The sequence below is a fragment of the Rhodanobacter sp. G2-10 genome (genome assembly GCF_055809185.1).
Genome location: NZ_CM147900.1, coordinates 1,924,066 through 1,947,031 on the forward strand (window position 1 = coordinate 1,924,066; position 22,966 = coordinate 1,947,031).

General features: G+C 64.5%; 20 protein-coding genes. 13 read left to right on the top strand and 7 right to left on the bottom strand.

Annotated features, from left to right (window positions below):
- Nucleotides 1-50: 50 nt before the first annotated feature.
- The 3 genes from AC0L58_RS08840 to AC0L58_RS08850 all read left to right on the top strand — a co-directional run bounded on the left by AC0L58_RS08840 (nucleotide 51) and on the right by AC0L58_RS08850 (nucleotide 4,455).
- Entirely contained in the window at nucleotides 51-1,511 is a 1,461-nt protein-coding gene (locus AC0L58_RS08840) for a phospholipase D-like domain-containing protein (protein WP_473682559.1), read from the top strand.
- 98 nt (nucleotides 1,512-1,609) lie between these two features.
- Nucleotides 1,610-2,959, top strand: a complete 1,350-nt coding sequence (gene xseA / locus AC0L58_RS08845; RefSeq protein ID WP_473682561.1) for an exodeoxyribonuclease VII large subunit — start codon at nucleotides 1,610-1,612, stop codon at nucleotides 2,957-2,959.
- A 65-nt stretch (nucleotides 2,960-3,024) separates the two neighbouring features.
- Nucleotides 3,025-4,455, top strand: a complete 1,431-nt coding sequence (locus AC0L58_RS08850; RefSeq protein WP_473682563.1) for an aldehyde dehydrogenase family protein — start codon at nucleotides 3,025-3,027, stop codon at nucleotides 4,453-4,455.
- Nucleotides 4,456-4,500: 45 nt separating this feature from the next.
- Here AC0L58_RS08850 and AC0L58_RS08855 read toward each other — a convergent pair whose 3' ends face one another.
- Nucleotides 4,501-5,244, bottom strand: a complete 744-nt coding sequence (locus AC0L58_RS08855) for a YdcF family protein (RefSeq protein WP_473688652.1) — start codon at nucleotides 5,242-5,244, stop codon at nucleotides 4,501-4,503.
- 117 nt (nucleotides 5,245-5,361) lie between these two features.
- On the opposite strand from AC0L58_RS08855, the gene AC0L58_RS08860 reads away from it, so the two are divergent.
- On the top strand, nucleotides 5,362-6,795 hold the full coding sequence (locus tag AC0L58_RS08860; RefSeq protein ID WP_473682565.1) for a phospholipase: 1,434 nt from the start codon (nucleotides 5,362-5,364) through the stop codon (nucleotides 6,793-6,795).
- A 51-nt stretch (nucleotides 6,796-6,846) separates the two neighbouring features.
- On the opposite strand, the gene AC0L58_RS08865 is transcribed toward AC0L58_RS08860, so the two are convergent.
- A complete protein-coding gene (locus AC0L58_RS08865) occupies nucleotides 6,847-7,320 on the bottom strand; it encodes a YehS family protein (RefSeq protein WP_473682567.1) in 474 nt (157 codons plus the stop codon).
- Between the two features lie 114 nt (nucleotides 7,321-7,434).
- Here AC0L58_RS08865 and AC0L58_RS08870 point away from each other — a divergent pair, with 114 nt between their 5' ends.
- The 9 genes from AC0L58_RS08870 (at nucleotide 7,435) to AC0L58_RS08910 (ending at nucleotide 17,537) form a co-directional block, all read left to right on the top strand.
- Nucleotides 7,435-9,234, top strand: coding sequence for a vWA domain-containing protein (locus AC0L58_RS08870; RefSeq protein WP_473682569.1), 1,800 nt, complete (start codon nucleotides 7,435-7,437; stop codon nucleotides 9,232-9,234).
- A 157-nt stretch (nucleotides 9,235-9,391) separates the two neighbouring features.
- Nucleotides 9,392-9,946, top strand: coding sequence for an RNA polymerase sigma factor (locus AC0L58_RS08875; RefSeq protein ID WP_473682571.1), 555 nt, complete (start codon nucleotides 9,392-9,394; stop codon nucleotides 9,944-9,946).
- Complete coding sequence (locus AC0L58_RS08880; RefSeq protein ID WP_473682573.1) at nucleotides 9,943-10,920, top strand: hypothetical protein; 978 nt, start codon at nucleotides 9,943-9,945, stop codon at nucleotides 10,918-10,920. Before AC0L58_RS08875 ends, AC0L58_RS08880 begins: the two co-directional genes overlap by 4 nt.
- A gap of 138 nt (nucleotides 10,921-11,058) precedes the next feature.
- The gene (locus AC0L58_RS08885; RefSeq protein WP_473682575.1) at nucleotides 11,059-11,655 is read left to right on the top strand and encodes an IMPACT family protein; all 597 of its coding nucleotides are present in this window, start codon (nucleotides 11,059-11,061) and stop codon (nucleotides 11,653-11,655) included.
- A gap of 204 nt (nucleotides 11,656-11,859) precedes the next feature.
- Nucleotides 11,860-13,632 carry an ABC transporter transmembrane domain-containing protein gene (locus tag AC0L58_RS08890; protein WP_473682577.1) on the top strand — a complete coding sequence of 591 codons (1,773 nt, stop codon included), beginning with the start codon at nucleotides 11,860-11,862 and terminating at the stop codon, nucleotides 13,630-13,632.
- A 68-nt stretch (nucleotides 13,633-13,700) separates the two neighbouring features.
- A complete protein-coding gene (locus AC0L58_RS08895) occupies nucleotides 13,701-14,261 on the top strand; it encodes a DUF3228 family protein (RefSeq protein ID WP_473682579.1) in 561 nt (186 codons plus the stop codon).
- 314 nt (nucleotides 14,262-14,575) lie between these two features.
- Nucleotides 14,576-15,079: a PepSY domain-containing protein gene (locus AC0L58_RS08900; protein ID WP_473682581.1), complete on the top strand. Its 504-nt coding sequence runs from the start codon at nucleotides 14,576-14,578 to the stop codon at nucleotides 15,077-15,079.
- A 221-nt stretch (nucleotides 15,080-15,300) separates the two neighbouring features.
- Nucleotides 15,301-16,800 carry a catalase gene (locus AC0L58_RS08905; RefSeq protein WP_473682583.1) on the top strand — a complete coding sequence of 500 codons (1,500 nt, stop codon included), beginning with the start codon at nucleotides 15,301-15,303 and terminating at the stop codon, nucleotides 16,798-16,800.
- A gap of 134 nt (nucleotides 16,801-16,934) precedes the next feature.
- Nucleotides 16,935-17,537: a hypothetical protein gene (locus AC0L58_RS08910; RefSeq protein ID WP_473682585.1), complete on the top strand. Its 603-nt coding sequence runs from the start codon at nucleotides 16,935-16,937 to the stop codon at nucleotides 17,535-17,537.
- 322 nt (nucleotides 17,538-17,859) lie between these two features.
- Here AC0L58_RS08910 and AC0L58_RS08915 read toward each other — a convergent pair whose 3' ends face one another.
- The 5 genes from AC0L58_RS08915 to fabV form a co-directional block, all read right to left on the bottom strand.
- Nucleotides 17,860-18,066, bottom strand: a complete 207-nt coding sequence (locus AC0L58_RS08915; protein WP_473682587.1) for a hypothetical protein — start codon at nucleotides 18,064-18,066, stop codon at nucleotides 17,860-17,862.
- A 278-nt stretch (nucleotides 18,067-18,344) separates the two neighbouring features.
- Nucleotides 18,345-18,740, bottom strand: coding sequence for a GFA family protein (locus AC0L58_RS08920; RefSeq protein ID WP_473682589.1), 396 nt, complete (start codon nucleotides 18,738-18,740; stop codon nucleotides 18,345-18,347).
- 185 nt (nucleotides 18,741-18,925) lie between these two features.
- Nucleotides 18,926-20,419, bottom strand: a complete 1,494-nt coding sequence (gene putP / locus AC0L58_RS08925; protein WP_473682591.1) for a sodium/proline symporter PutP — start codon at nucleotides 20,417-20,419, stop codon at nucleotides 18,926-18,928.
- 347 nt (nucleotides 20,420-20,766) lie between these two features.
- A complete protein-coding gene (locus AC0L58_RS08930) occupies nucleotides 20,767-21,375 on the bottom strand; it encodes a DUF1294 domain-containing protein (RefSeq protein ID WP_473682593.1) in 609 nt (202 codons plus the stop codon).
- A 279-nt stretch (nucleotides 21,376-21,654) separates the two neighbouring features.
- Nucleotides 21,655-22,857 carry an enoyl-ACP reductase FabV gene (fabV, locus tag AC0L58_RS08935; protein ID WP_473682595.1) on the bottom strand — a complete coding sequence of 401 codons (1,203 nt, stop codon included), beginning with the start codon at nucleotides 22,855-22,857 and terminating at the stop codon, nucleotides 21,655-21,657.
- Between the last annotated feature and the right edge of the window lie 109 nt (nucleotides 22,858-22,966).

Here is a 22,966-nt window from a genome sequence, read left to right on the forward strand (position 1 = left end):
AGAAGCCACGACGACGGCGCATCGACCGACCATCGCCTACACTTCCTGGCATGCCCACCCCTCTGCTGCCCTCCTCGTCCTCCAGCCGGCTGCTTGCCCAGCAGGCGCTCAGTCGCGCCGCAGGCGCGCCGCTGCTCAGTGGCAACGCGGTGGAGCTGTTGATCGATGCGCCCGCCAACTACGCCGCATGGCTGGAAGCCATTCGCGGCGCGCGGCAACACGTGCTGCTGGAGAACTACATCGTGCGCGACGATGCCGTGGGCCGCGAGTTCCGCGATGCACTGGTGGAACGGGCACAGGCAGGCGTCTTCGTCGCCGTGGTGGTGGACTGGGTCGGCTGCCTGGGCCAATCACGCAACGGCTTCTGGGCGCCCCTGCGCGCCGCCGGTGGCGAAGTGCGCATCTACAACCCGCCGCAACTCGGCCATCCGTTGGGCTGGCTCAGCCGCGACCATCGCAAGTCACTGGTGGTCGATGGCAACATCGGTTTTCTGTCGGGCGTGTGCATCAGCGCGAAATGGCTGGGTGATCCCGAACGCAACGTGCCGCCCTGGCGCGATACCGGCGTGGCACTGCGTGGCCCGGTCGTGGCCGAGCTGGAGGCCGCGTTCGCACAAACATGGAGCGAGACAGGCGAACCGTTGCGCGAATTTCCGACGTCGACCGGGTCTTCCGTGGCGCCGGGCGAGGTGTCCCTGCGTTTGATCGCCACCCAGCCCTCGACCGCGGGCATGTACCGGCTGGACCAGCTGATCGCGTCGCTGGCCCGCAAGACGCTGTGGCTGACTGACGCCTACTTCGTGGGCATTGCTCCGTATGTGCAGGCACTGGTGGCAGCCGCACGCGACGGCGTCGACGTGCGCCTGCTGGTGCCGGGCAGCAGCGACATCCCTGCCGTGGCGGCGATGTCGCGCTCGGGCTACCGACCCTTGTTGAAGGCCGGCATCCGGGTGTTCGAGTGGAACGGTTCGATGCTGCACGCCAAGACCGCCGTGGCCGACGGGCAATGGGCACGCGTGGGGTCCTCCAACCTCAACATCGCCAGCTGGCTGAGCAACCAGGAATTGGACGTGGCGATCGAGGACGCCGATTTTGCCGGCCAACTCGCCGCCCAGTACGAACGCGACCTGGCCCATGCCACCGAGATCGTGCTGGCGCCACGCCGTCGACGCGGCCGCGGCGAGCGGGTGCGCAGCAGCGAAACGCGGCCGCCGCGGGTGCGCCATGGCGGCGGCAGTTCCGGTCGCGCGGCCGCCGGCGCACTGCGAATCGCCAACAGCGTGGGTGCCGCACTGACCCATCGACGCGTGCTCGGCTACACCTCGGCCAGGCCGCTGTTCGTCACCACGCTGGTGCTTGCGGCCCTGGCCGTGGTGGCCATCCTCTGGCCGGCCTGGATCGGCTGGCCGTTCGCGCTGCTGTGCGCCTGGTTCGCGCTGAATCTGGGTATTCGCGGATGGCGCGTGCGCAAACAGCGCATACGTGACGAAATGGACTCGGGAAAGCCCTGATCGCCACCGCCGTTACCTCAGAGCACTTCTCCGCTTAGTGTCCCAAACGGATGTTTTTGCACGACTTCCCCTTGCCGACATGATAGGCTCGCAGCCCTATGCCCGCCTCCATTGACGACACCACGCCAAGGCATGTCCTGACTCCCAGCGCGCTCAACCGGCTGGTCCGCGACCTGCTGGGCGATGCGTTGCCGCAAGTCTGGATCGAGGGCGAGCTGTCGAACGTGTCCAAGCCGGCCTCGGGCCATCTGTACTTCACGCTCAAGGACAACGCCGCCCAGGTGCGCTGCGCGATGTTCAGGATGAAAGCCGCGGCATTGCGCTTCCGTCCGGCTGACGGCATGCAGGTGTTGCTGCGCGCCAAGGTGGGCCTGTACGAAGCCCGCGGCGAGTTCCAGCTGGTCGCCGAATACATGGAGCCGGCCGGCGAAGGCGCCCTGCAACGCGAATTCGAGCAACTGAAGGCGCGGCTGGACGCCGAAGGCCTGTTCGATGCGGCGCGCAAGCGTGCCCTGCCCGCTTATGCACGCCGCATCGGCGTGATCACCTCGGCCACCGGCGCCGCCATACGCGACGTGCTGAGCGTGCTGGCACGGCGCTGGCCGCTGGCCGATGTCGAAGTGCTGCCCGTGCCGGTGCAGGGACGCGAGGCACCACCAGCCATCGTCACGATGCTGCGCAAGGCGTCAGCCAGCCGACGCTACGACGTGCTCCTGCTGACGCGCGGCGGCGGCTCGCTGGAGGACCTGTGGGCGTTCAACGACGAGGCGGTGGCACGCCAGATCCACGCCAGCAAGGTTCCGGTGGTGAGCGCGGTGGGGCACGAGATCGACTTCAGCATCGCCGACTTCGTCGCCGACCTGCGCGCACCCACGCCTTCGGCTGCCGCCGAGCTGTTGGTACCCGATGCCGTGGCGATCGGTCATCACCTGCGCCAGGTGCAACAACGCCTGCTCACGCTGCAGCAGCGAAAACTGCAAGCACATGCACAACGCGTCGACCACTTGCTGGCACGATTGCAAGCGCAGCGACCGCAGGCGCGACTGGCCCGCGATCACGAACGCCTGCTGCATCTGCGGCAGCGTCTGTCGGCCACCCTGCGCGAGCAGAACCAGCTTCGTCACAGCCGTCTCGAACGCCTCCACGCCCGATTGCTGGGCCAGCATCCGCGCAACCGGCTGTCGCTGTTGACACGCCAGCTCGCCGAACAGGACCAGCGCCTGCGGCGAGCCATCGCACAGTTCATGGAACGTCGCCGCACCACGCTGCGCCACGCCGGCCACGCACTGCACGCGGTCAGCCCGCTGGCCACGCTGGAGCGGGGTTACGCGATCATCTTCGACGCGGACGGGCACGTGCTGCGCTCGGCAATAAACGTCGCCGCGGGCACTTCGCTGCGCGCGCGATTGGCCGATGGCGAACTGCCGCTCGTGGTCGACAAAAGCTGATCGAACACATTCGCTGAACGTGCGGCGTGCTTATCCTTGATGTCATTTCGTCGGTGAGCCCCATCATGCTCAAGAAAGCCTACCCCTACTACCTCGCCAACCAGGCGCAGCAGCCCAACACCGATCTGGTCGTGCGCGACAAGTACAGCGGCAAACCCGCCACGCGCGTGGCCGTGCCGGACGCGAAGGCCGTCGAGAAGGCGATTGCCGCCGCGGTGAAAGCGACGGGTCCGATGCGCCGGTTCAAGCCGTGGGCACGCCAGGCCGTGCTGCAGCATTGCGCGAAGCGTTTCGCGGAACGCCGGGACGAACTGGCCGAGGCGCTTTGCATCGAGGCAGGCAAGCCCATCAAGGATGCGGCGGGCGAAGTCACCCGTCTGATCGAGACGTTCCAGATCGGCGCCGAGGAAGCGGTGCGCATCAACGGCGAGACACTGAACCTGGAACTGGCCAGCCGCCTGGATGGCTATCACGGCTACACCCGGCGAGTGCCGTTGGGGCCGGTGTCGTTCATCACACCGTTCAACTTTCCGCTGAACCTGGTGGCGCACAAGGTGGCTCCGGCAATTGCTGCCGGCTGCCCGTTCGTGTTGAAACCGGCGGAGAAGACCCCGATCGGTGCGCTGATCATCGGCGAGGTGCTGGCCGAGACCGACCTGCCCAAGGGTGCGTTCTCCATTCTCACGCTGGACGGCAAGCACGCCGCGCCGCTGGTCGAGGACGAACGCTTCAAGCTGCTCTCCTTCACCGGTGGCCAGATCGGTTGGGAGCTGAAGGCACACGCGGGACGCAAGAAGGTGGTGCTGGAACTGGGCGGCAACGCGGCGTGCATCGTCGATGCCGATCAGGGGCCGCACCTCGACCGGGTGGTCAAGCGACTGGTGTTCGGCGCGTTCTATCAATCCGGCCAGAGCTGCATCGGCGTGCAACGCATCTATGCCCACGCCGACGTCTATGAGGCGTTGAAGCGCAAGCTGGTGGCGGCCACCAAGAAGCTCAAGGCTGGCGACCCCAAGGACAAGGATGTGTTTCTCGGCCCGATGATCGACGAAGCCGCCGCCGAGCGCCTGCACGGCTGGATCCTGGAGGCGAAACAGGCCGGCGGCAAGATCCTGTGCGGCGGCAAGCGCGACGGCAACATGCTTGAGGCAACGTTGATGGAAAATGTTCCCGTCGACGCGAACGCCAACCGCATGGAAGCCTTCGGCCCGTTCGCCCTGCTCTCACCGTTCGAGAAATTCGACGAAGCCATCGCGGCGGTCAACGATTCCGACTACGGCCTGCAGGCCGGCATCTTCACCGACAGCCTCGACCACGCGATGCGCGCCTGGAACGAGCTGGAGCAAGGTGGCGTGATCGTCAACGACATCCCCAGCTTCCGCGTCGACAACATGCCTTACGGCGGCATCAAGCTCTCCGGTCTGGGCCGCGAAGGGCTGCGCTACGCCATCGAGGACATGACCGAGGTACGGCTGATGGTGATGCGGGAGTCCTGAGGCCGGGACGACACCCGAGGTGAGGGGCGGCGGGCAGTGCCCGCCCTACAATGCGCCGGGTTTGGTCGCCTGCACGTTCCAGCCCATCGCGTTGTACCAGTGGTAGCGGGCGATGCCGACATATTCGTGCAAGGCCAGGTCGGCCATGGTGAAGTTGTACGACAGCGGCTTCCATGAGGTGATCGCGCTCACGTAGTCGGCGCGCACCGGCGTGGCGTGAATGCCGAAATGCGTGAAATACAACATCGCGCGGCGCAGGTGGAAGCCCGAGGACACCAGCAACACCCGATCCGCAGCATAGGCCTTCAGCAAAGGGCCGCTGAACTGCGCGTTCTGCCAGGTGTTCATGCTGCGCGGCTCAAGCAGCAAATCCCCGGCATCGACACCGAGTCGCCGCAGGACCGCGGCGTAGACCGACGCCTCCGGCTGGCCCAGCCCGCGTGCATCGCCGCCACTGACTTCGACTTTGCATGCGCGTGCGGCTTGCAGCCGGCATGCGTGATACATGGCCGCGGCCTTGTCGATGCGGCCGTAGGCAAACAGGCTGGGCTCGACCTTGCCGGTTGTCGCCACCCGCACCGTGCCCGCGCCCAGCAGCACGATGGCATTGCGCTGGCCCCACGCTACCGGCGCCTCCACCGCGACATCGGCCTGCAGTCGAGCCAGCAGCCAGTTCGGCAGCGGGCCGCAACCGACCGCCAGCAACACGATCACTGCCAGCGCCAGCAGCGCGCGACTGCAGCGTCGCCACTTCAACAGTGCCAGCACGACTGCCAGTGCAAGCAGGATCAGCAATACGTTCACGGTCATCAACGGGGTCTCTGGAGCGCGGGTGATGTCGGTGCCATTATGCCGACATAGCGTGCAAACCCCGGCGGAATCGGACCACTGCATCGGAGTTGAGCCATGACCACCCTCGTGTTCGTCCACGGCTGGAGCGTCACCAACACCTCGACCTACGGCCAGATGCCGCAGCAATTGCAACAGCAGGCTGCCGCGGCCGGCCTGTCGTTGACCCTGGCCGACATCTGGTTGTCCGAGTACGTCAGTTTCGACGACGCCGTGACCATGGCCGACCTGGTGCGCGGGTTCGACCACGCGCTGCGCGACCTGCATCTGCTCGACGCCAGCTTCGCCTGCATCACCCATTCCACCGGCGGCCCGGTAGTGCGCGAGTGGCTGCGCGCGCAACGCGACAAACCGGCGGTCTACAGCACGATACGGCTCAGCCACCTGGTGATGCTGGCACCGGCAAACTTCGGCTCCGCCCTGGCACAACTGGGCAAGGGCGTGTTCGGCCGCCTGAAATCCTGGTTCTCCGGGGTAGAGCCCGGGCAGCGCATCCTGGATTGGCTGGAGTTGGGCAGCGCCGCCTCACTGTCGCTCAATCTGGATTACATCCACAGCGCGGACCCGTTGACCCACGGACAGTTCCAGTTCGTGCTGATCGGCGATCGCCCCGACCGGGCCTTGTACGACCACCTCAACAGCTACACCGGCGAGGACGGCTCCGACGGCGTGGTGCGCATCGCCGCGGCCAACCTCAACGCCCGCCATGCGGTGCTGTCACCACCGGGCGATGGCGACGGCGACACGCTGATGCTCAACGTCAGTCGCGGCCCACGCTGCGCCTTCAAGATGATTGCGGGCGCCTCGCACTCCGGTGACGCGCACGGAATCATGGCTCATGCCGCAGCGCAGACAGTCCAGGCGATCCTGCGCTGCCTGTCGATTCGTGATGCAGCCAGCTACACCGCCCTGTGCGACGCGTTCGATGCCGAAAACGCCACGCGCGACGCCAACAAGGTGGAACTCGAACCAGCCGGTCCCTTCGCACCACGCGTTCACATCCACGACCCGCGCAGCATGTTGATCGTGCGACTCACCGACGAAGCCGGCGAACCACTGACCGGCGCCGGCTTCCTGCTCACCGCCGGAATGCAGGCGAGCGCCGACCTGATGCCGGCAGGCTTCATGCTTGATCGCCAAGCCAATTCCAAACAACGCACCACCGTGTCGCTGTTCCTCGACTACAGCTTGCTCGCCGGCGATGACCGGGTGGCCGACCCACGCAACAGCCGCAAAACGCTGCGCCCCGCCGTGGCAAGCCACGCGCCCTACGGTGCGAGCGTGCACCCGGTCGACCTGACCGGTCTGGTACATCACGCTGTGGCGCAGAGCAAACCCGGCGACAACCTGCTCACCACCCTCGGCGCGCACCAGACCACCGTGCTCGACGTGGTGCTGTCGCGCAAAGTCCACGAAGGCGTGTTCCGCCTGACGCAGAACCTCGCGCCGCAAGATTTCCGCAATCCGGTGCCTGGTTCGCTTATCCCCTGAGTGGCCTACGGAACATCTGCCGGCACGCCGCGGAATTCACGGGAGGCGTCTTCACTCCACCCCGCGCACGCGCATCGTCAGCCCCTTCAGGAAATTCCGCAGCAACTGATCGCCGCACAGGCGGAAGTTCTTGTGATCGGGCTGGCGGAACAGCGCACTCAGTTCGGGTTTGGTCACCGGGAAGTCGGCGGCCTCCATGATCTGGTGCATGTCCACGTCCCTGAGCTCGAATGCCACACGCAACTTCTTCAACACCACGTTGTTGGTGACGCGCTTTTCCAGCGGACGCGGTGGTCGACTGTCGTCCTTGCCACGCCGGTAGAACACCAGTCCGTCGAGAAACACGGCCAGCTGTTTGTTGCTGCATTCGACATAGCCGGGGTCGTCGTCCTTCCGCAACATCGCCTGCACGTCATCCTTGGTGACAGTCGCGGCCGGATCCGCGAGCTGGATGATCTCGGCCACCTTGCCGTCACTGAGATCGAGCATGTAACGGATGGCGCGCAGTACGTCGTTGTTGATCATGGGGTTCCGCGGAATGGTGTACAGGGACGCCATGCTACCGCGACGCCCGGCGATTGACCCCGTTTCCCTTCCCGCGACGTTTCACCTTTCACCACCGAAGAGGAGAAACGCCCCGTGAAACTGAAAGCCCTGCTGCGCAGCCTGCTGCTGGCCTTGCTGGTGATCATCACCGGCTGCAGTACGTCCAGGCCCGGATCCGAGCCCGCCGTCCACCAAGACAGGCGCGGCCAGGTCCCAGGCGCCACACCTCCGCCAGTGAAACCGGCAGCTGCCCCGACCGAGAAAGATGGGCAGGACAAACGAACCGACAAGACGGACGACCTGCAGGAGACGTCGGCACCGCCGGTGCTGAGCGAATTCAGCACCACTGTACCGCCCCGACCTGCCCCGATGGTCATGCAGGCCGTCGCGAAGCGTCAGATGACAAACATGGGCTACATGCCAATGCCCATGCCGGTGCAGCCCATGCCTGGCACCATCAACAGCGAGAACTACACCCACCGCGACACCAACCCGGTGCAACGGGTCAGCGAGCAGCCGGTGTCAACGTTCAGCATCGACGTCGATACGGGCTCGTACACCAATGTGCGACGCATGTTGAACGCGGGCATGTTGCCGCCGGCCGATGCGGTGCGCGCCGAGGAGTTCATCAACTACTTCGATTACGGCTACACGCCGCCAGCCGGCCGTGAGCAACCTTTCAGCATCACCACCGAGTTGGCACCGGCACCATGGAATGCGAAACGCCAGTTGCTGCTGGTCGGCATCCAGGGTTATCGCGTGCCGAAGGCCGGGATCCCCGCCTCGAACCTGGTGTTCCTGATCGACACTTCGGGCTCGATGAACTCGCCTGACAAACTGCCGCTGCTGCAAGCCTCGCTGAAGCAGTTGGTGCGCGAACTGCGCCAGCAGGATCGCGTCGCGATCGTTACCTACGCCGGCTACGCGGGTGTGGCGCTGCCCTCCACGACCGGCGACCAGCACGCCACCATCGATGCCGCCATCGACAGTCTCGGCGCCAACGGTTCCACCAATGGCGGTGCCGGCATCAATCTGGCCTACGCACAGGCCGAACAAGGCTTCATCAAGGGTGGCGTCAACCGGGTGATTCTGGCCACCGACGGCGACTTCAACGTCGGCACGGTCAACCAGCAAGCGCTGAAGACCACGATCGAAGACCACCGCAAGAGCGGCGTGGCGCTGACCACGCTGGGTTTCGGCCAAGGCAACTACAACGACGCCATGGCGGTGATGCTGGCCGATGCCGGCAACGGCAGCCACCACTATATCGACAGCCTGCAGGAGGGGCGCCGCGTGCTGGTCGACGAGATGTCGGCGACTTTGCTGACCATCGCGAAGGACGTGAAGATCCAGATCGAGTTCAACCCGGCGCAGGTGCAGGAGTATCGCCTGATCGGCTACGAGAAGCGCATGCTCAAGCGCGAAGACTTCAACAACGACAAGGTCGACGCCGGCGAGATCGGCGCCGGTGCCAATGTCACCGCGATCTACGAGATCACGCCGACCGGATCGACTGCCGCGCGCATCGACCCGTTGCGCTACGGCGATCACGCCGAGCCGGCCACGCGCGGCAACGAACTGGCCTTCCTGCGCCTGCGTTACAAGCTGCCGGGGCAGTCGCAGAGCAAGCTGATCGAACGACCGATCGCCGCGCAGCCCGAATCGCGGCCGAGTGAACGACTGCGCTATGCCGCCGCGGTGGCCGCGTTTGCCGACGCCTTGCGCGGTGGCAAGTACCTGGATGGTTTCGATTACCAGCAGATCGCCCGACTCGCCCATGGCGCGCGCGGCAACGACGTCGATGGCTACCGGGCCGGCTTCGTGCAGTTGGTCAAACTGGCCGAAGGCCTGGCGACGCCGGGTCAACCAGCCCGCAACACCGCCATCCGGTGAGCATTCCGACCCCGTCGCGTGGATCGCAGCGATGATCGCAGCCAACCTCCCTGCTGCCCTCTTCCCCCGCTGCAGGCACGCGGCGGGGTTGGAACCCACCCTGCCCGAGCCACGCAACCTACCCGATCAACTGCGATTTGGCTTACCCTCGCACCCCATGGATGCTGCGGTCGACCCCGATGCGGTGCTTATGCTGGCTTATGCACACGGCGATCTTGCCGCGTTCGAGGCGCTGTATGCGAAACATCGCGGCATGCTGTATCGGTTCCTGCTGCGCAGCGTGCGCGATCCGCATCGCACCGACGAGTTGTTCCAGGAAACCTGGAGCCGGGTGATCAGCGCCCGCGCACGCTACCAACCGCAGGCGAAGTTCAGCACCTGGTTGCTGCAAATCGCGCATAACCTGATGATCGACGGGCTGCGCCGCCAGCGTCCGATGGCCGGCAGCGACGAAGCCGAAGTGGTGCTGGCGCAGGTGGCCAGCCCGGAGCGCGAACAACCCGATCATGCGCTGTCCGAGTTCGAGCGTCGGCGCAATCTGCAGCGCGCCATCGAACAGTTGCCGCAGGAACAACGCACCGCCGTGCTGCTGCGGCTGGAGCAGGAACTCAGTCTGGAGGAGATTGCCACGGTGACCGGCACCGGCCGCGAAACAGTGAAATCGCGCCTGCGCTACGCCATGACCCGCCTACGTGAAGTGTTGACCGAATGACCACGCCCTTGCCACCGACCGACCCGTCCACCGCGGACGACAAACTGCCCGGCGAAGCCGAGCTGGTCGCGCTGTACCGGCACCTGCCGCAGAGCGAGCCAGGCCCGGCGCTGGATGCGGCGGTGCTGCGGGCTGCGGCGCAGGCGCTGGAAGAAGACGACAAGCCGCTGGTCGAGCGACGCCGGGGGCCACGCGAGTCGGGCGACTGGGTGCATCCCACGTCCCGTTCCGCCGCCCGCTCGCGAGCCATCGCTTCGGTCGAATCAGGCTCGCACCGTCGCCGTCGACACGTCCCGCGCTGGGTGGTTGCACTGGGCAGCGCAGCCAGCCTGGTGCTGGTCGCCGGATTGGCCTGGCACATGCGCGCCATGCCCACATCCGGCCCCGAGGCTGTGGCAGCCACCGATGCCGCCGGCGCGATGCAGGCGTCGGCACCCGCCACCCCACCCGACGCGCCAGAGACAAGTCAGGCGCGGCAGTCCGCGCTGACCAGCTCCGCGGAGACACAGGATCTTGCGCCCATGCGAACGAAAAAGCAGGCAAACCATCTACCGCCAGCAGCCCTGCCGGGACTGAAGCCCATCGCGCCCGCGTCGGCAGCCCCACCGTACAAATTGAGCGACAAGCCGCTCGCGCACGACGATGCCGCGACCATGAACGCCACGCGCAGAGCCGTGCTCGAAAAGCGCGCGGCATCGGCACCGAAACAGGCCGCAGCCAAGTTCTCGGCCGCCCCGCCCCCTCCGCCTGTCATGGAAGTCTCGCTGAGCGCGCCTCCCGCCGGCCCGGCAAGCAAAGACAACTTCACCGCCGCTCACCCCGACGACACGCCGGCACAGGAATTGGCCAAAATTGAATTGCTGGTGCAACAACACCACGAAGCCGAAGCCAGGCAGCGCCTGCAGGCGTTTCGCCTTGCCCATCCACAATGGGATATCCCGGAGGACCTGCGCAGACTTTCGGGCGAACCGTGAGCGGGTATCGAAAGCCTCAATCGACCGTCATCCCGGCGGAAGCCGGGATCCAGCGACTCCAGCTCGTCGAGTTCAGACGGCACGGGATTCCAGCTTTCGCTGGAATGACGGAGAAAGTTCAAGTGAATCGAGGCTCCCGTGAGTGAGCGCCTCTCGACCCTGACGGCAACATGCCGGCACGAGGAGGAGATCAAGAAGAGCCGTTTCCTCGCCATCGCCGGCCCGGTCGCATCGGGTGAACAGGCGCTGGGTTTCGTGCGTGACGTATCCGACCCCGATGCCACCCACAACTGCTGGGCCTACCGCATCGGCCTGGACTACCGCTTCAACGACGATGGCGAGCCCGGTGGCACGGCGGGGCGTCCGATCCTGCAGGCGATCGAGGGCCAGGGCATGGACCGTGTGGTGGTCGTGGTCACGCGTTGGTACGGCGGCATCAAGCTCGGTGCCGGCGGCCTGGCACGTGCCTACGGTGGCACCGCCGCCGAATGCCTGCGCCAGGCCGAACGCGTGGCGATCGTGGCCACGGCGCGGCTCAGCGTGCAAGTCGAGTTCGCCGAGCTGGGTCTGCTCAAGGCCCGCATCAAGGAATTGCAAGCCGAAGTCGAACAGGAACACTTCGGCGCCGACGGCGTGGCACTGCAACTGTGCGTGCCGGACGACCGCGTCGAAGCGGCCACCACCCTGATCAGCGACATCAGCCGCGGCCGCAGCACGGCCCGCAGACTGGATTGACGCCACGCGTAGGGCGGGCTCCGCCCGCCGATCCGGCACAAAGTGCCGGCGAGAGAATCGCGCTGCGGAAGCACTGGAGGTTCTGTTCTGCACACCCCCGAACAAAACACGAGGATTGAATAAGCCGTGCCACGCCCCACCTAGGTTTGCTCGGCCCGCGTCCAGGCGGTACCCGCGCCATTCCCCAGCAGCCTGCGAGAATTCATGAGCCACACCACGGCCGACACGCCCCGCTCCGCCCGCCGTATCGGCGCCCTGCGCGGACTCTGGCCCTTCATCAAACCGCATCGCAAGCTGGCGATTGGCTGGCTGGTGTTCCTGGCGCTGTCCTCGGGTGCCTCCCTGAGCCTGCCACTGGCGTTTCGCTACATCATCGACAAGGGTTTCGGCCACGCCAGCCACACCGCGATCAACGAGACATTCATCGCCCTGTTCGGCGTGGCCCTGGTGCTCGCCGTCGCCACCGCAGCCCGTTACTTCTGCATCACCTTGCTTGGCGAACGCGCGCTGGCCTCGCTGCGACAGACGCTCTACGCACAGGTGATCCGACTCGACGTCGGCTTCTTCGAGCGCAGCCGCGTGGGCGAGCTGCTGTCGCGCCTCAGCGCCGACACCGAAGTGGTGCAGGCGCTGATCGGCTCCGGCGTGTCGGTGGCGTTGCGCAGCGCGGTGATGCTGATCGGCGCCGCCGTGGCGATGGTGTGGACTGCACCGTCGCTGGCCGGACTCACCGCGCTGGTCATTCCGGCGGTCATGCTGCCGATTCTCGTCTTTGGCAAACGCGTGCAGAAGCTGTCGCGGGCCAGCCAGGATCGCCTGGCCGACGCTGCCGCCATCGCCAACGAAACACTCAACGCCTCCACCGCGGTGAAAGCCTACGCCCGCGAAGACATCGAGAGCACGCGCTACAGCAGCGCCATCACCCGCGCGCTGGCCACCGCACGGCGACGCATCGGCATGCGCGCCTTGCTCACGATGGCCGTGATCGTGCTGGTGTTCGGTGCGATCACCCTGGTGCTGTGGGCCGGCGCGCGTCACGTGCTGGCCGGCACGCTGGACCCCGGTGTGCTCGGGCAGTTCGTGCTGTATGCCGTTTTTGCTGCCGGCTCGGTGGCCGGACTGTCCGAAGTGTGGGGTGACGTGCTGCGCGCGGCCGGTGCGATGGAACGTCTTGGCGAACTGCTCGACGAACGCGCCGAGATCGTCGACCCGATCCCGCCACGCACCCTGCCGCGTCCGGTCAGTGGCGCGTTGAGTTTCGACCAGGTCAGTTTCCACTATCCAACCCGTCCGGACGCGGCCGCGCTGCACGACTTCACCCTCGACGTGCGTCCCGGGGAAACCGTGGCGCTGGTCGGCCCCTCCGGGGCGGGCAAGAGCACGGTATTCTCGCTGCTGCTGCGCTTCTACGATCCGCAGCGCGGCAGCATCAGCATCGACGGCATCGACCTGCGTGCCGTGACGCTCGCCGACCTGCGCGGCGCCATCGCCCTCGTGCCGCAGGAAACCGTGGTGTTCAGCGGCAGCGCCACCGACAACATCCGATTCGGCCGCGACGGCGCCAGCGACGAGGAGGTGCGCGAGGCAGCCCAGGCTGCCGAAGCGCACGACTTCATCAGCAACCTGGACAAGGGTTACGACGCTGAAATGGGCGAACGCGGTGTACGCCTGTCCGGTGGCCAGCGTCAGCGCATCGCGATCGCCCGCGCGATCCTGCGCGATGCCCCGCTGCTGCTGCTCGACGAAGCCACCTCCGCGCTCGACGCGCAGTCCGAAGCGGCGATCCAGCAAGCCCTCGAACGCCTGGAGAAAGGTCGCACCACCCTGGTCATCGCTCACCGCCTTGCCACCGTGCAACGCGCCGACCGCATCGTGGTGCTGGACGGCGGCCGTATCGTGGCGCAGGGCACGCACGCGAGCCTGCTGGCCGAGGGTGGCTTGTATGCGGAGTTGGCGCGGTTGCAGTTCGTCGCCTGAGGATCGCGGCAGACCTGCAGCAACCCACGCGTTAATCTCTTGAGTCTATACGCCGCCCATTGAACGCCATGTCCATCGTCCTGACTCCCTTCGCCCGCACCCGACTGTTTCCGCGCAAAGACAGACGACGCAGCGCTATCCAGGATTGCAGCGCCGAGGAGTTTGAGCAGCGCCTCAACGACGAGGCGCCGCTCGAGGTGCTGCAAGGCTATGCGCCGTTCTGCCGCCTGCACGTGCACCGCAACTGGACCAGCACCCGCTGCACCGCCGTGCCCATCACGGAGGCCAACCGGCAGCTGCTTCGCTCGGCTTATGAAGCGCGCAGCACGGAAGAGCTGCCAGTGCTGGTGCGCTGGTTCGAAGGTATCGACCCGCCGAAGGCGAACTATCTGTTGCCGATACTCTACAGTCGTGAACAACTGGCGAAGGAAGGCTCGCCCATCGACGCCAACTGGGGCGTGGTCGGTTGCCTCTACACCGCCGAACCGGCCGAGATCCCGATGGTGCCGATCACCATGCTGCGCAACGCGCTGGGCGTGGACGAAGGCGGCTCCGGGGTGCCACTGGAGCGCGAATCGTACCGTCGCAGCGTGGAGTTCTGGGAACGGCACGCGAACTGGCGCGGCTGAGTCCGGAATGGCGGGTCGGCGCTTTTTCGCGGCAGGGATCCTCAACACGGGGACATGTCGGGCGAAAAGGCGGACTGGCACGTGCAGCAGAAGAATTGGCGATCAGCAAACTCGATGACACGACGTCCACCTTCATGAACCGCCGCCGACGCAAGGCCACGAATCGCGGCTGATTTCACGCGTTCCTCCCGGACCGGATGTTCCCATGGAAATCGTGCAAATCCGCTCGGCGCGGTACCGCAGATACGCATTCGAACTGATCCTGCGCTAGCTGGCGCCAGTCCCTCGCACTTGAACGTTCCAAGGAGTACACGATGATCAAACGCAGCCTTCCCTTGCTGATTGGCCTGACCGTTTGCGGCGCCGCCGCGGCGCAAGTAGCCCCTGCCACCAACCAGTCAGTGGCACCCACGGCCCAGACCATGACCACCGTCACCACCTGGAGCACTGAACCACCAGCTGGCGCGCTCAGCGAAGAGGCGATCAAAGGCGCCATCGCCAGCGCCGGCTACAAGGAAGTGAAAGGCCTTGAGTTCAAGGACGGCGTCTGGCGCAGCAAGGCCCGAGGCGGCAACCACAAATGGGTGAAAATTGCCGTGGGGCCGGTGAACGGCACGGTGTACCCGGCCGATGCACCCTCCAACCTCAACAAGGACGAGATCAGCGCCAAGCTCGCCGCAGCCGGCTATCAGAACATCACCGATGTCGAATTCGACGATGGTTTGTGGAGTGCTGACGCAAAGAACGCCCATGGCGACGATGTCGACCTGCTGGTCGATCCGAATGACGGGCAAGTCATCGCCAAATCCCAAGATTGACCTCACCCGTCACGTGCCCTGGATGGCGTACAGCTGATTGCCACTCATCCGTCCGGCAGGAATACGCACCAGCCAGACGGGTGAGTGGCGTCATCATTCCGAGCCACCCTGCGGCCTATCGCGGCGATTGAAAGAATCAAATGGCCTGCGCGCCTCGTTGCGGGCAGACTGGGGCGACGCACTCCTCCTCCCTCCCCCGTCAGCCCCAGAGGAAAGCAGCCATGTCAGATTCCCCGAACAAGCCCAAAGGCAGTTCCACCACCGGTTCCGGTGCTCCCGCCATCAGCGATCGAAACTCGCTGACCATCGGCCCTAACGGCCCGATCCTTCTGCATGACGTGCACTTTCTCGAACAAATGGCGCACTTCAACCGCGAGAAGGTGCCTGAGCGGCAGCCGCACGCCAAGGGCGCCGGCGCGTTCGGTGTACTGAAGATCACCGAGGACGTCTCCGCCTACACCAAAGCCGCCCTGTTTCAAAAGGGCACATCCACCGACATGCTGGCGCGGTTCTCGACGGTGGCCGGCGAAATGGGCAGCCCGGATACCTGGCGCGACGTGCGCGGCTTCTCGCTGAAGTTCTATACCGAAGAAGGCAACTACGACCTGGTCGGCAACAACACGCCGATCTTCTTCATTCGCGACCCGATCAAGTTTCCGCACTTCATCCGCAGCCAGAAGCGCCTGCCGGATTCGGGCCTGCGCGACAACCACATGCAATGGGATTTCTGGACCAGCAACCCGGAGACCGCACACCAGGTCACCTATCTCATGGGCGAGCGCGGCTTGCCGCGTACCTGGCGGCACATGCAGGGCTATGGTTCGCATACCTACATGTGGATCAACGCCGCCGGCGAGAAGTTCTGGGTGAAGTACCACTTCCACACGCGCCAGGGCATGGCGTTTTTCAGTAACGCCGAAGCCGCCACGATGGCAGGCCAGGATGCCGACTATCACCGACGCGACCTGTTCGAGGCGATCAAGCGCGGCGAGCATCCCGTGTGGGACCTGTCGGTGCAGGTGATGCCGTATGCCGAAGCGAAGGACTATCGCTTCAATCCGTTCGATCTCACCAAGACCTGGTCGCACAAGGACTACCCGCTGATCAAGGTCGGCGCGATGACCTTGAACCGCAATCCGGAGAACTTCTTCGCGCAGATCGAACAGGCAGCCTTCTCGCCGGGCAATACCGTACCCGGCATCGGGCTGTCACCGGACAAGATGCTGCTCGGCCGCGCGTTCGCCTACGCCGACGCCCAACGCAACCGTATCGGTACCAACTTCCACCAGTTGCCCGTCAACCAGCCCAAGGTGCCGGTGAACACGTACATGTTCGACGGCCAGATGACTTATCACCACAGCGGCAACGCGCCGGTGCATGCACCGAACAGCGGTGGCCGCGGCTGGTCGGATGAAACCGGCCCGGTAGCGGACGGCTGGGAAACCGACGGCGAAATGGTGCGCAGTGCCTATACCTTGCACGCCGAGGATGACGACTTCGGCCAGGCCGGAACTCTGGTGCGCGAAGTCTGGAACGACGCCCAACGGGCGCAATGCGTCGAACAGGTCGCCGGCAGTCTGCTCGGCGGTGTCCGCAGCCCGGTACTGGAACGTGCTTTCGATTACTGGAAGAGCGTCGACGCCGGCCTGGGCCAGCAGATCGAACAGAAGGTCCGCGCCGGCAGCGCAAAGAAGCCCGTGGAAGGGATCGGCGAAGGGTAAGTTCGGCACGAGGACAAGGCGGAATACTTCGGCTCGTCGGAATGCCTCGCCCTTGTCAACTCTCTTCGGTACCGCATCCTTGCGCCGTGGTACCGTTTTCCCGGGCACGCGACACCCAAGAACGAGGGGCGGACATGAGAGATTTCCGGATGGTCTTGGCAGCGTTGTGCCTGGCCTTGGTCGTGTCGGCCGGTTGCGACCGTACCCAGAAGCGTGAGGAGGCAATCAATCGGGGCGAGGGCCAGGTACAAACAGGCGCGCTCCAATGTCGGCAACTGAAGGGAAAGTGGCTGGGCGATCCCCGAGGCTGCAGGATCACGCCGTCGACCTGCACTGCGATAGGCGGTTCGTGGGACAAACACACCGGCTGCACGACAGCTACCTCGGCACATGATGGCTGCAGCAACACCAGCGGTGTTGCCGCAGCGAACGGCCAGTGCGTGATCGCGGAACTCTCCGCGATCGATCTCGACGCTGCATGGACATGTCAGGCTGCCCAAGGTCAATGGCTGGCAGATACGGGCCACTGCAGGATGACAGCGCACCTGTGCGCGCAATCCGCTGATACGGTGTGGCGACCGGGCATCGGATGCGAAATGCCGTCAACGGCAGATCAATGCATCGGCCTGGACGGACTTCATGTGATCGATGGCCGATGCATACTGACCGATCTGTCCCGAGAGGATCTGGAAGGCAATGAGGAGCTCGAGAGAGCACGCAGCAAGTTGAACCAGTAGATCGCCCTGCTCTCTTGCCGCTTTGGGCATGCACATCAAGGCCCATCCGTGGGTGAAACAAATCTCCATTGGAGTGCGCTTGGTGCTTCAGGCGCAAAGTGGACGTCAGCTCACATCGGTCGACTTCAACGTCTTGGCGTCTGCCACTACCGGAAGAGCATCGACGCCAAGACGCCTAAACAGATCCGGCAGAACTTTTGCGCCGCCGCCACGGCGAAACCCAACGGGCGCATGGGCGAGATTGAGCCGCCCGTCAGTGAGTGGTAGAGGTAGTCAAGCGGACCCGACTACCTCCAACCTGTCAGGTCGATGCTGTCCGCTCCTAGCGAATGGCGGAGGTGGTCGCGGGTGCCGCTGCCGGTTCCACGTCGAGCTTGAGATGGTCCATGCCAAACAGCCCCCAGATGAGCAGCAACGTGACAACGATGCCAACGATCCAGGCCCAGGGATGCCCTTTCTTCCTGGCTGCGGCCGGATTGCTGATGGGGGCGGGATTGCTACCGCGAGGTAGGCTTCGGGGGTCGATCATGGTCAGGCCCTCTAGTTGGTTTTGCTTGACCTCGGATCATAGCGTGGAGGTGGTCTTTTTATGGTGAAGGCGACGGGCAGAAACGTGGTTTCTGAAGTGAAGGGCACAGACTTGAATTCGTCACCTTCGCGGAGGCGGAGCATCCGGAAGTCTTTGGTGCTCACTGAAGACCAGAGGCACTGGATTCCTGCGTCCGCACGAATGACGAAATAGCGCGCCTCTGCGCTCCAATCAGGGCCGATCGTTCCTGACGTCATCGCTTGTCCTCAAGTTTCGCCCTAAACCATATGCTCCACGCCTTGCGGCAGGCTCACCCAAGCGTGCTTGCGGTCTTCGTACACCGAGGAGGTGGGTGCGGGGAAGGATGGATCCCCGAAGGCACCGACCGGGATGACAATGGTCTGCTCCGTGCCTTCGATCGTGTAATAGATGGTCGAACCGCAATGGGGACAGAAGTTGAACGTGGCTCGCCCCCCTTCATCCCCGACCCGCACGAACTGCTTCGCGCGTCCCGTGACAATCACCGCGTTGGCCGGAAACCGCGCCTGCACGCCAAACACGCTGCCCGTCCGGCGCTGGCAGGCGAGACAATGACAGACCGAGACGCGGATTGGCTCGACCGAAGTTGTCGCGACCAATTGGCCGCAAGAACAGGAAGCAGTGCGCGAAGGCATAGGCGGCTCCTGGGTGACGAGGATGGACATTCTTGGAGTTGATACAGGGCCTCGCCTGTCACGCTTGCGGAGCGCATGTCGTGACAGACGTTCGTTCGACTACATTGAAGTCGAAGAAACTGTTCCGGACGTCAATTTTCTCGCCAAAGAGTGGGACCAAGTGAACTCGACCCCATTCTCGGCCCCTATTGCGCTGGTACCGGGCGGAATTCGCCTTGTCGTTCGGTGGCCACGCTGACGAGATAGATGGCAACCCACGCGGCAGCAAAGCCCGGGATGATTTCGTAGACGCCCGGACCGCCCAGGAAACTCGCATTCCAGCCCATCGCAATCCACGCCATCACGGTCAGCGCACCAACCACCAGGCCGGCGACCGCTCCTGCACCGGTCATTCGCCTCCAGGTGAGCGCCAGAATGATCAGCGGACCGAACGCTGCGCCGAAGCCGGCCCAGGCGTGGCTGACCAGGCCAAGCACCTTGGACCCTGGATCCCATGCGATCACGACCGCAACGATGCCGACCAGCAACACGCTCAGGCGACCGACCAGTACCGCTTCCTTCTCGCTCGCATGCCTGCGCAGGAACAACCGGTAGAAGTCCTCGGTCAACGAGGATGAGGCCACCAGCAACTGACTGGAAATCGTACTCATCACGGCCGCAAGCAATGCCGCGAACAGGAAGCCGGTGACCAGCGGATGGAACAGCAGGTCCGCCAGCAGGATGAAGATCGTTTCCGGGTCCGCAACCTCAATCCCGTTGCGCACCGCATAGGCACGCCCGAATATGCCAAGGCTGAGTGACCCGATTACCGAAATCACCATCCACGACATGCCGATGTTGCGCGCTCTGGGAACTTCCCTGATGGAGCGGATGGCCATGAAGCGCACGATGATATGCGGCTGTCCGAAGTAGCCCAAGCCCCACGCGATGGCCGACAGAAACCCCACAACCGACAGCCCGGAAAACCAGGACAGATAGTTCGGGTCCACCGTCGCGAGCGTGGCCGACGCCTGTTCCAGGCCACCGCCGCCCGATCCGAACAGCACCACCACGGGCATGATGATCAGTGCCAGCATCATGATCACACCCTGGCAGAAATCGGTAAGGCTGACCGCCAGAAAACCCCCAATCACGGTGTACACCAGCACCACCGCAAGCGTCAGCGTCACGCCTGTGGCGTAGGTCGTGATCGGACTGAACTGCAGTACGGAACTGAACGCGCTTTCGGCAAGCTTGCCACCCGCCACCAGACCCGAGGCCGTGTACACGGAAAAGAACACCACCACGATCACCGCGGAAACGACGCGCAATGCCATCGCCCGGCTGGGAAACCGGTTGGCGAGAAACTGCGGGATGGTCAGGCTGTTGTCGTAGCGCTCGGTCTGCTCGCGCAGCCGCGGTGCGACCACGATCCAGTTCACCAACGCGCCCAAGGTCAGGCCGATTCCGATCCAGGCCGACACCAGACCGCTGATGAACAGCGCTCCGGGTAATCCCAGCAGCAACCAGCCACTCATGTCCGAAGCCCCGGCAGACAGCGCCGCCACCGCCGGTGATAGCTTGCGTCCGCCGAGGATGTACTCCTCCGAAGACGAGGTCGAGTTGCGGTAGGCGTAGAAGCCGATAGCCAGCATCAACGCGAAATAAAGCCCCAAACTGATCCAGACACCAATCGCCATAAAACTCCGGTTCCAACAGTCACGAGTTTGCACCCATAACCTGTCAGTCAATCACATCGGGTGTGACACAAGCAAATTTCGGAAGATAGGTGCCACTCTTTCAGACACCAGGTTCCAGCCGGATGTATTCCCGCACACGTGCGCGCACGCCGTGGCAGGATCGCGACAATCGAGCATCGCATGACCCGCGCAAAAGGCTGATCAGACACCTCGAATTTCGCTCGCGCTCGGCCGCTCTCGGTCGTGGCGCGCGCTGGCAAACGAGGAATCAGGTTCGAATGATGCTGACTCGAGTGTAAAGTCCAGCCGTTCGTCCGTGACACCTTTGCGGACAGCCCCATTCTCGGTCAGGCCACGAACGATTGACTCAACTCGCCAGCCAGTCCCGACCTGACGAACCAGACGCAAGCGGCCAGGTTCACAACAACGGTCACCCAAAACATGAACTGGAACGACTGCTTCATCGTCTTGTGCCGGAACTGCTGCTGGGCAACGAGCGCGCCGGGCCAGCCGCCAAGCAGAGCTGCGATGTGCAGATTGCTCTCAGGCACGCGCCTGCGACCATTTTGCGCGGCAGCTTTGTCCCATCCATACAGCAGATACGAGAGCACGCTGGCGCCCCAATAGATTCCCAGCAGCGGGACCGGAAGCGCACCACTTGCGTACGCAAGTGAGGCCAACGCAAGCACACAGGCCCCCAACGCACCGCGCGACACGCGCGAAGGAGGCCGAACCGCCTTGACCTTCGTCCCCGCGGGGCGAATCTGCTGTGCCTTCGTGCGGCCGCGATCATCAACTACTGGCAAATACGAGATGAGGTCGCCCACAGCGGGCCGACGGATTCGACCCTGGAACTGGCTGATGTGAACGAAGGCGCGAGTGCCTCCACCGTTGGGGACGACGAAGCCAAACCCCTTCTCATCGTTCCACTCAGTGATCCGACCCGCAAATCGCATGAATGCCTCCGCTCCAAGACCAGGGTCACGCTCACTGTCTCACTGCAGCAAGCAATCCTGACCCCTATCGGTTGTGCCTGTCGTTTGCGGCCTCAAACTGGCTGGCGAGTGTGCGACCGCCTGGAAGGCCGAAGCAGACCAAGACCAGCCCAAGGGCATCCAACTTCCTCAGTCCAGAACATGAAGAGTCAGAGACACCTGGGCTCTACCCATAATATCTCTGACCACTTTTGCTCGCATTCACCTATCCTGCGTCCCTGAATCGCCCCGCGCGCCAACTCAAAGCTCAATGCAATCAAACCGCCGATCCGCCTCGACCTCGGCGTCGTAATCCACGTCGTCCCGATCAAACCCGAACAATTTCAGGAACTCGTGCTTGTAGCCGGCGTAGTCGGTGATCTCGTGCAGGTTTTCGGTGGTGACGGTGGGCCAGATCGTCCGGCAGGGAACCTGCACGTCGTCGCGCAGTTCCCAATCATCCAGGCGCAGGCGGCCTTCATCGTCGGTTTCCGGTGCCACGCCATCGGCGCGGTACAGCCGATCGTGGAACAGGCGGTTGGCCTGCTCGATCGGGTTTTCGTGGATGCCCTTCTCTTTCATGATCTTGAAGGCGATCGACACGTACAGCGGGATGACCGGGATCGCGGCGCTGGCCTGGGTCACGACGGACTTCATCACGCCGACATAGGCTTGCAGCCCCGGGTGACGGCTGTTGAGTTCCTTGGCGGTGTTGTCCAGGTGCTGCTTGGCCTGGCCCAGGGTGCCGTGCCAGTACATCGGCCAGGTGATCTCGGTACCGATGTAGCTGTAGGCAATCGTCTTGGCCTGGTCGGCCAGCACGCCGGCCTTGCTCAGCGCGTCGATCCACAGCGCCCAGTCTTCGCCGCCCATGACAGTGACGGTGTCCTTGATTTCCTGCTCGGTGGCCGGCTCGACGCTGGCTTCGATCACGGTGTCCTTGTTGGTGTCGACCGAGGTGTTGTGGAAGGGTTCGCCGATGGTCTTCAACGCCGAGCGCACCACCTCGCCCGTGTCGGGCAACTTGCGCACGGGCGAGGCCAGCGAGTAGACGACCAGGTCGATCGGGCCGCCCATCTCGTTCTTGATGATCTCGATCGCCTTGGCCCGGGTTTCGTGGGCGAACGCGTCGGCGTTGATCGACCTGCTGTACAGGCCAGCCGCCTTGGCCGCCTTGTCGAACGCGGCGGAGTTGTACCAGCCGGCGGTGCCGGTCTTGGTATCGCTGCTGGGCTTCTCGAAAAACACGCCGAGCGTGGCGGCGCCGTAGCCGAACGCGGCGGTGATCCGCGAGGCAAGGCCATAACCGGTCGATGCGCCGATCACCAGCACGCGTTTCGGGCCCTTGTCGGCCACGTGACCGGCAGCCTTGGTGATCTCGATCTGCTCGAGCACGTTGCGCTCGCAGCCAACCGGATGGGCGGTGATGCAGATGAATCCACGGACTTTGGGTTTGATGATCACTCGGGCAGCTCCTGCACAGGGTTCGGCAATTCGCCATATTAACCAAGGCGACGGCCATGCGCTGGCGTAGGGCCGCACCACGCACACCGCACCAAGAAAGAGCCCCGCA

Bases quoted from the DNA above. Each gene is read 5' to 3' on its own strand.
- AC0L58_RS08840 (WP_473682559.1), top strand. From the start codon at position 51: ATGCCCACCCCTCTGCTGCCCTCCTCGTCCTCCAGCCGGCTGCTTGCC.
- xseA (WP_473682561.1), top strand. From the start codon at position 1,610: ATGCCCGCCTCCATTGACGACACCACGCCAAGGCATGTCCTGACTCCC.
- AC0L58_RS08850 (WP_473682563.1), top strand. From the start codon at position 3,025: ATGCTCAAGAAAGCCTACCCCTACTACCTCGCCAACCAGGCGCAGCAG.
- AC0L58_RS08860 (WP_473682565.1), top strand. From the start codon at position 5,362: ATGACCACCCTCGTGTTCGTCCACGGCTGGAGCGTCACCAACACCTCG.
- AC0L58_RS08865 (WP_473682567.1), bottom strand. From the start codon at position 7,320: ATGATCAACAACGACGTACTGCGCGCCATCCGTTACATGCTCGATCTC.
- AC0L58_RS08875 (WP_473682571.1), top strand. From the start codon at position 9,392: ATGGATGCTGCGGTCGACCCCGATGCGGTGCTTATGCTGGCTTATGCA.
- AC0L58_RS08880 (WP_473682573.1), top strand. From the start codon at position 9,943: ATGACCACGCCCTTGCCACCGACCGACCCGTCCACCGCGGACGACAAA.
- AC0L58_RS08890 (WP_473682577.1), top strand. From the start codon at position 11,860: ATGAGCCACACCACGGCCGACACGCCCCGCTCCGCCCGCCGTATCGGC.
- AC0L58_RS08895 (WP_473682579.1), top strand. From the start codon at position 13,701: ATGTCCATCGTCCTGACTCCCTTCGCCCGCACCCGACTGTTTCCGCGC.
- AC0L58_RS08900 (WP_473682581.1), top strand. From the start codon at position 14,576: ATGATCAAACGCAGCCTTCCCTTGCTGATTGGCCTGACCGTTTGCGGC.
- AC0L58_RS08905 (WP_473682583.1), top strand. From the start codon at position 15,301: ATGTCAGATTCCCCGAACAAGCCCAAAGGCAGTTCCACCACCGGTTCC.
- AC0L58_RS08910 (WP_473682585.1), top strand. From the start codon at position 16,935: ATGAGAGATTTCCGGATGGTCTTGGCAGCGTTGTGCCTGGCCTTGGTC.
- AC0L58_RS08915 (WP_473682587.1), bottom strand. From the start codon at position 18,066: ATGATCGACCCCCGAAGCCTACCTCGCGGTAGCAATCCCGCCCCCATC.
- AC0L58_RS08920 (WP_473682589.1), bottom strand. From the start codon at position 18,740: ATGCCTTCGCGCACTGCTTCCTGTTCTTGCGGCCAATTGGTCGCGACA.
- putP (WP_473682591.1), bottom strand. From the start codon at position 20,419: ATGGCGATTGGTGTCTGGATCAGTTTGGGGCTTTATTTCGCGTTGATG.
- AC0L58_RS08930 (WP_473682593.1), bottom strand. From the start codon at position 21,375: ATGCGATTTGCGGGTCGGATCACTGAGTGGAACGATGAGAAGGGGTTT.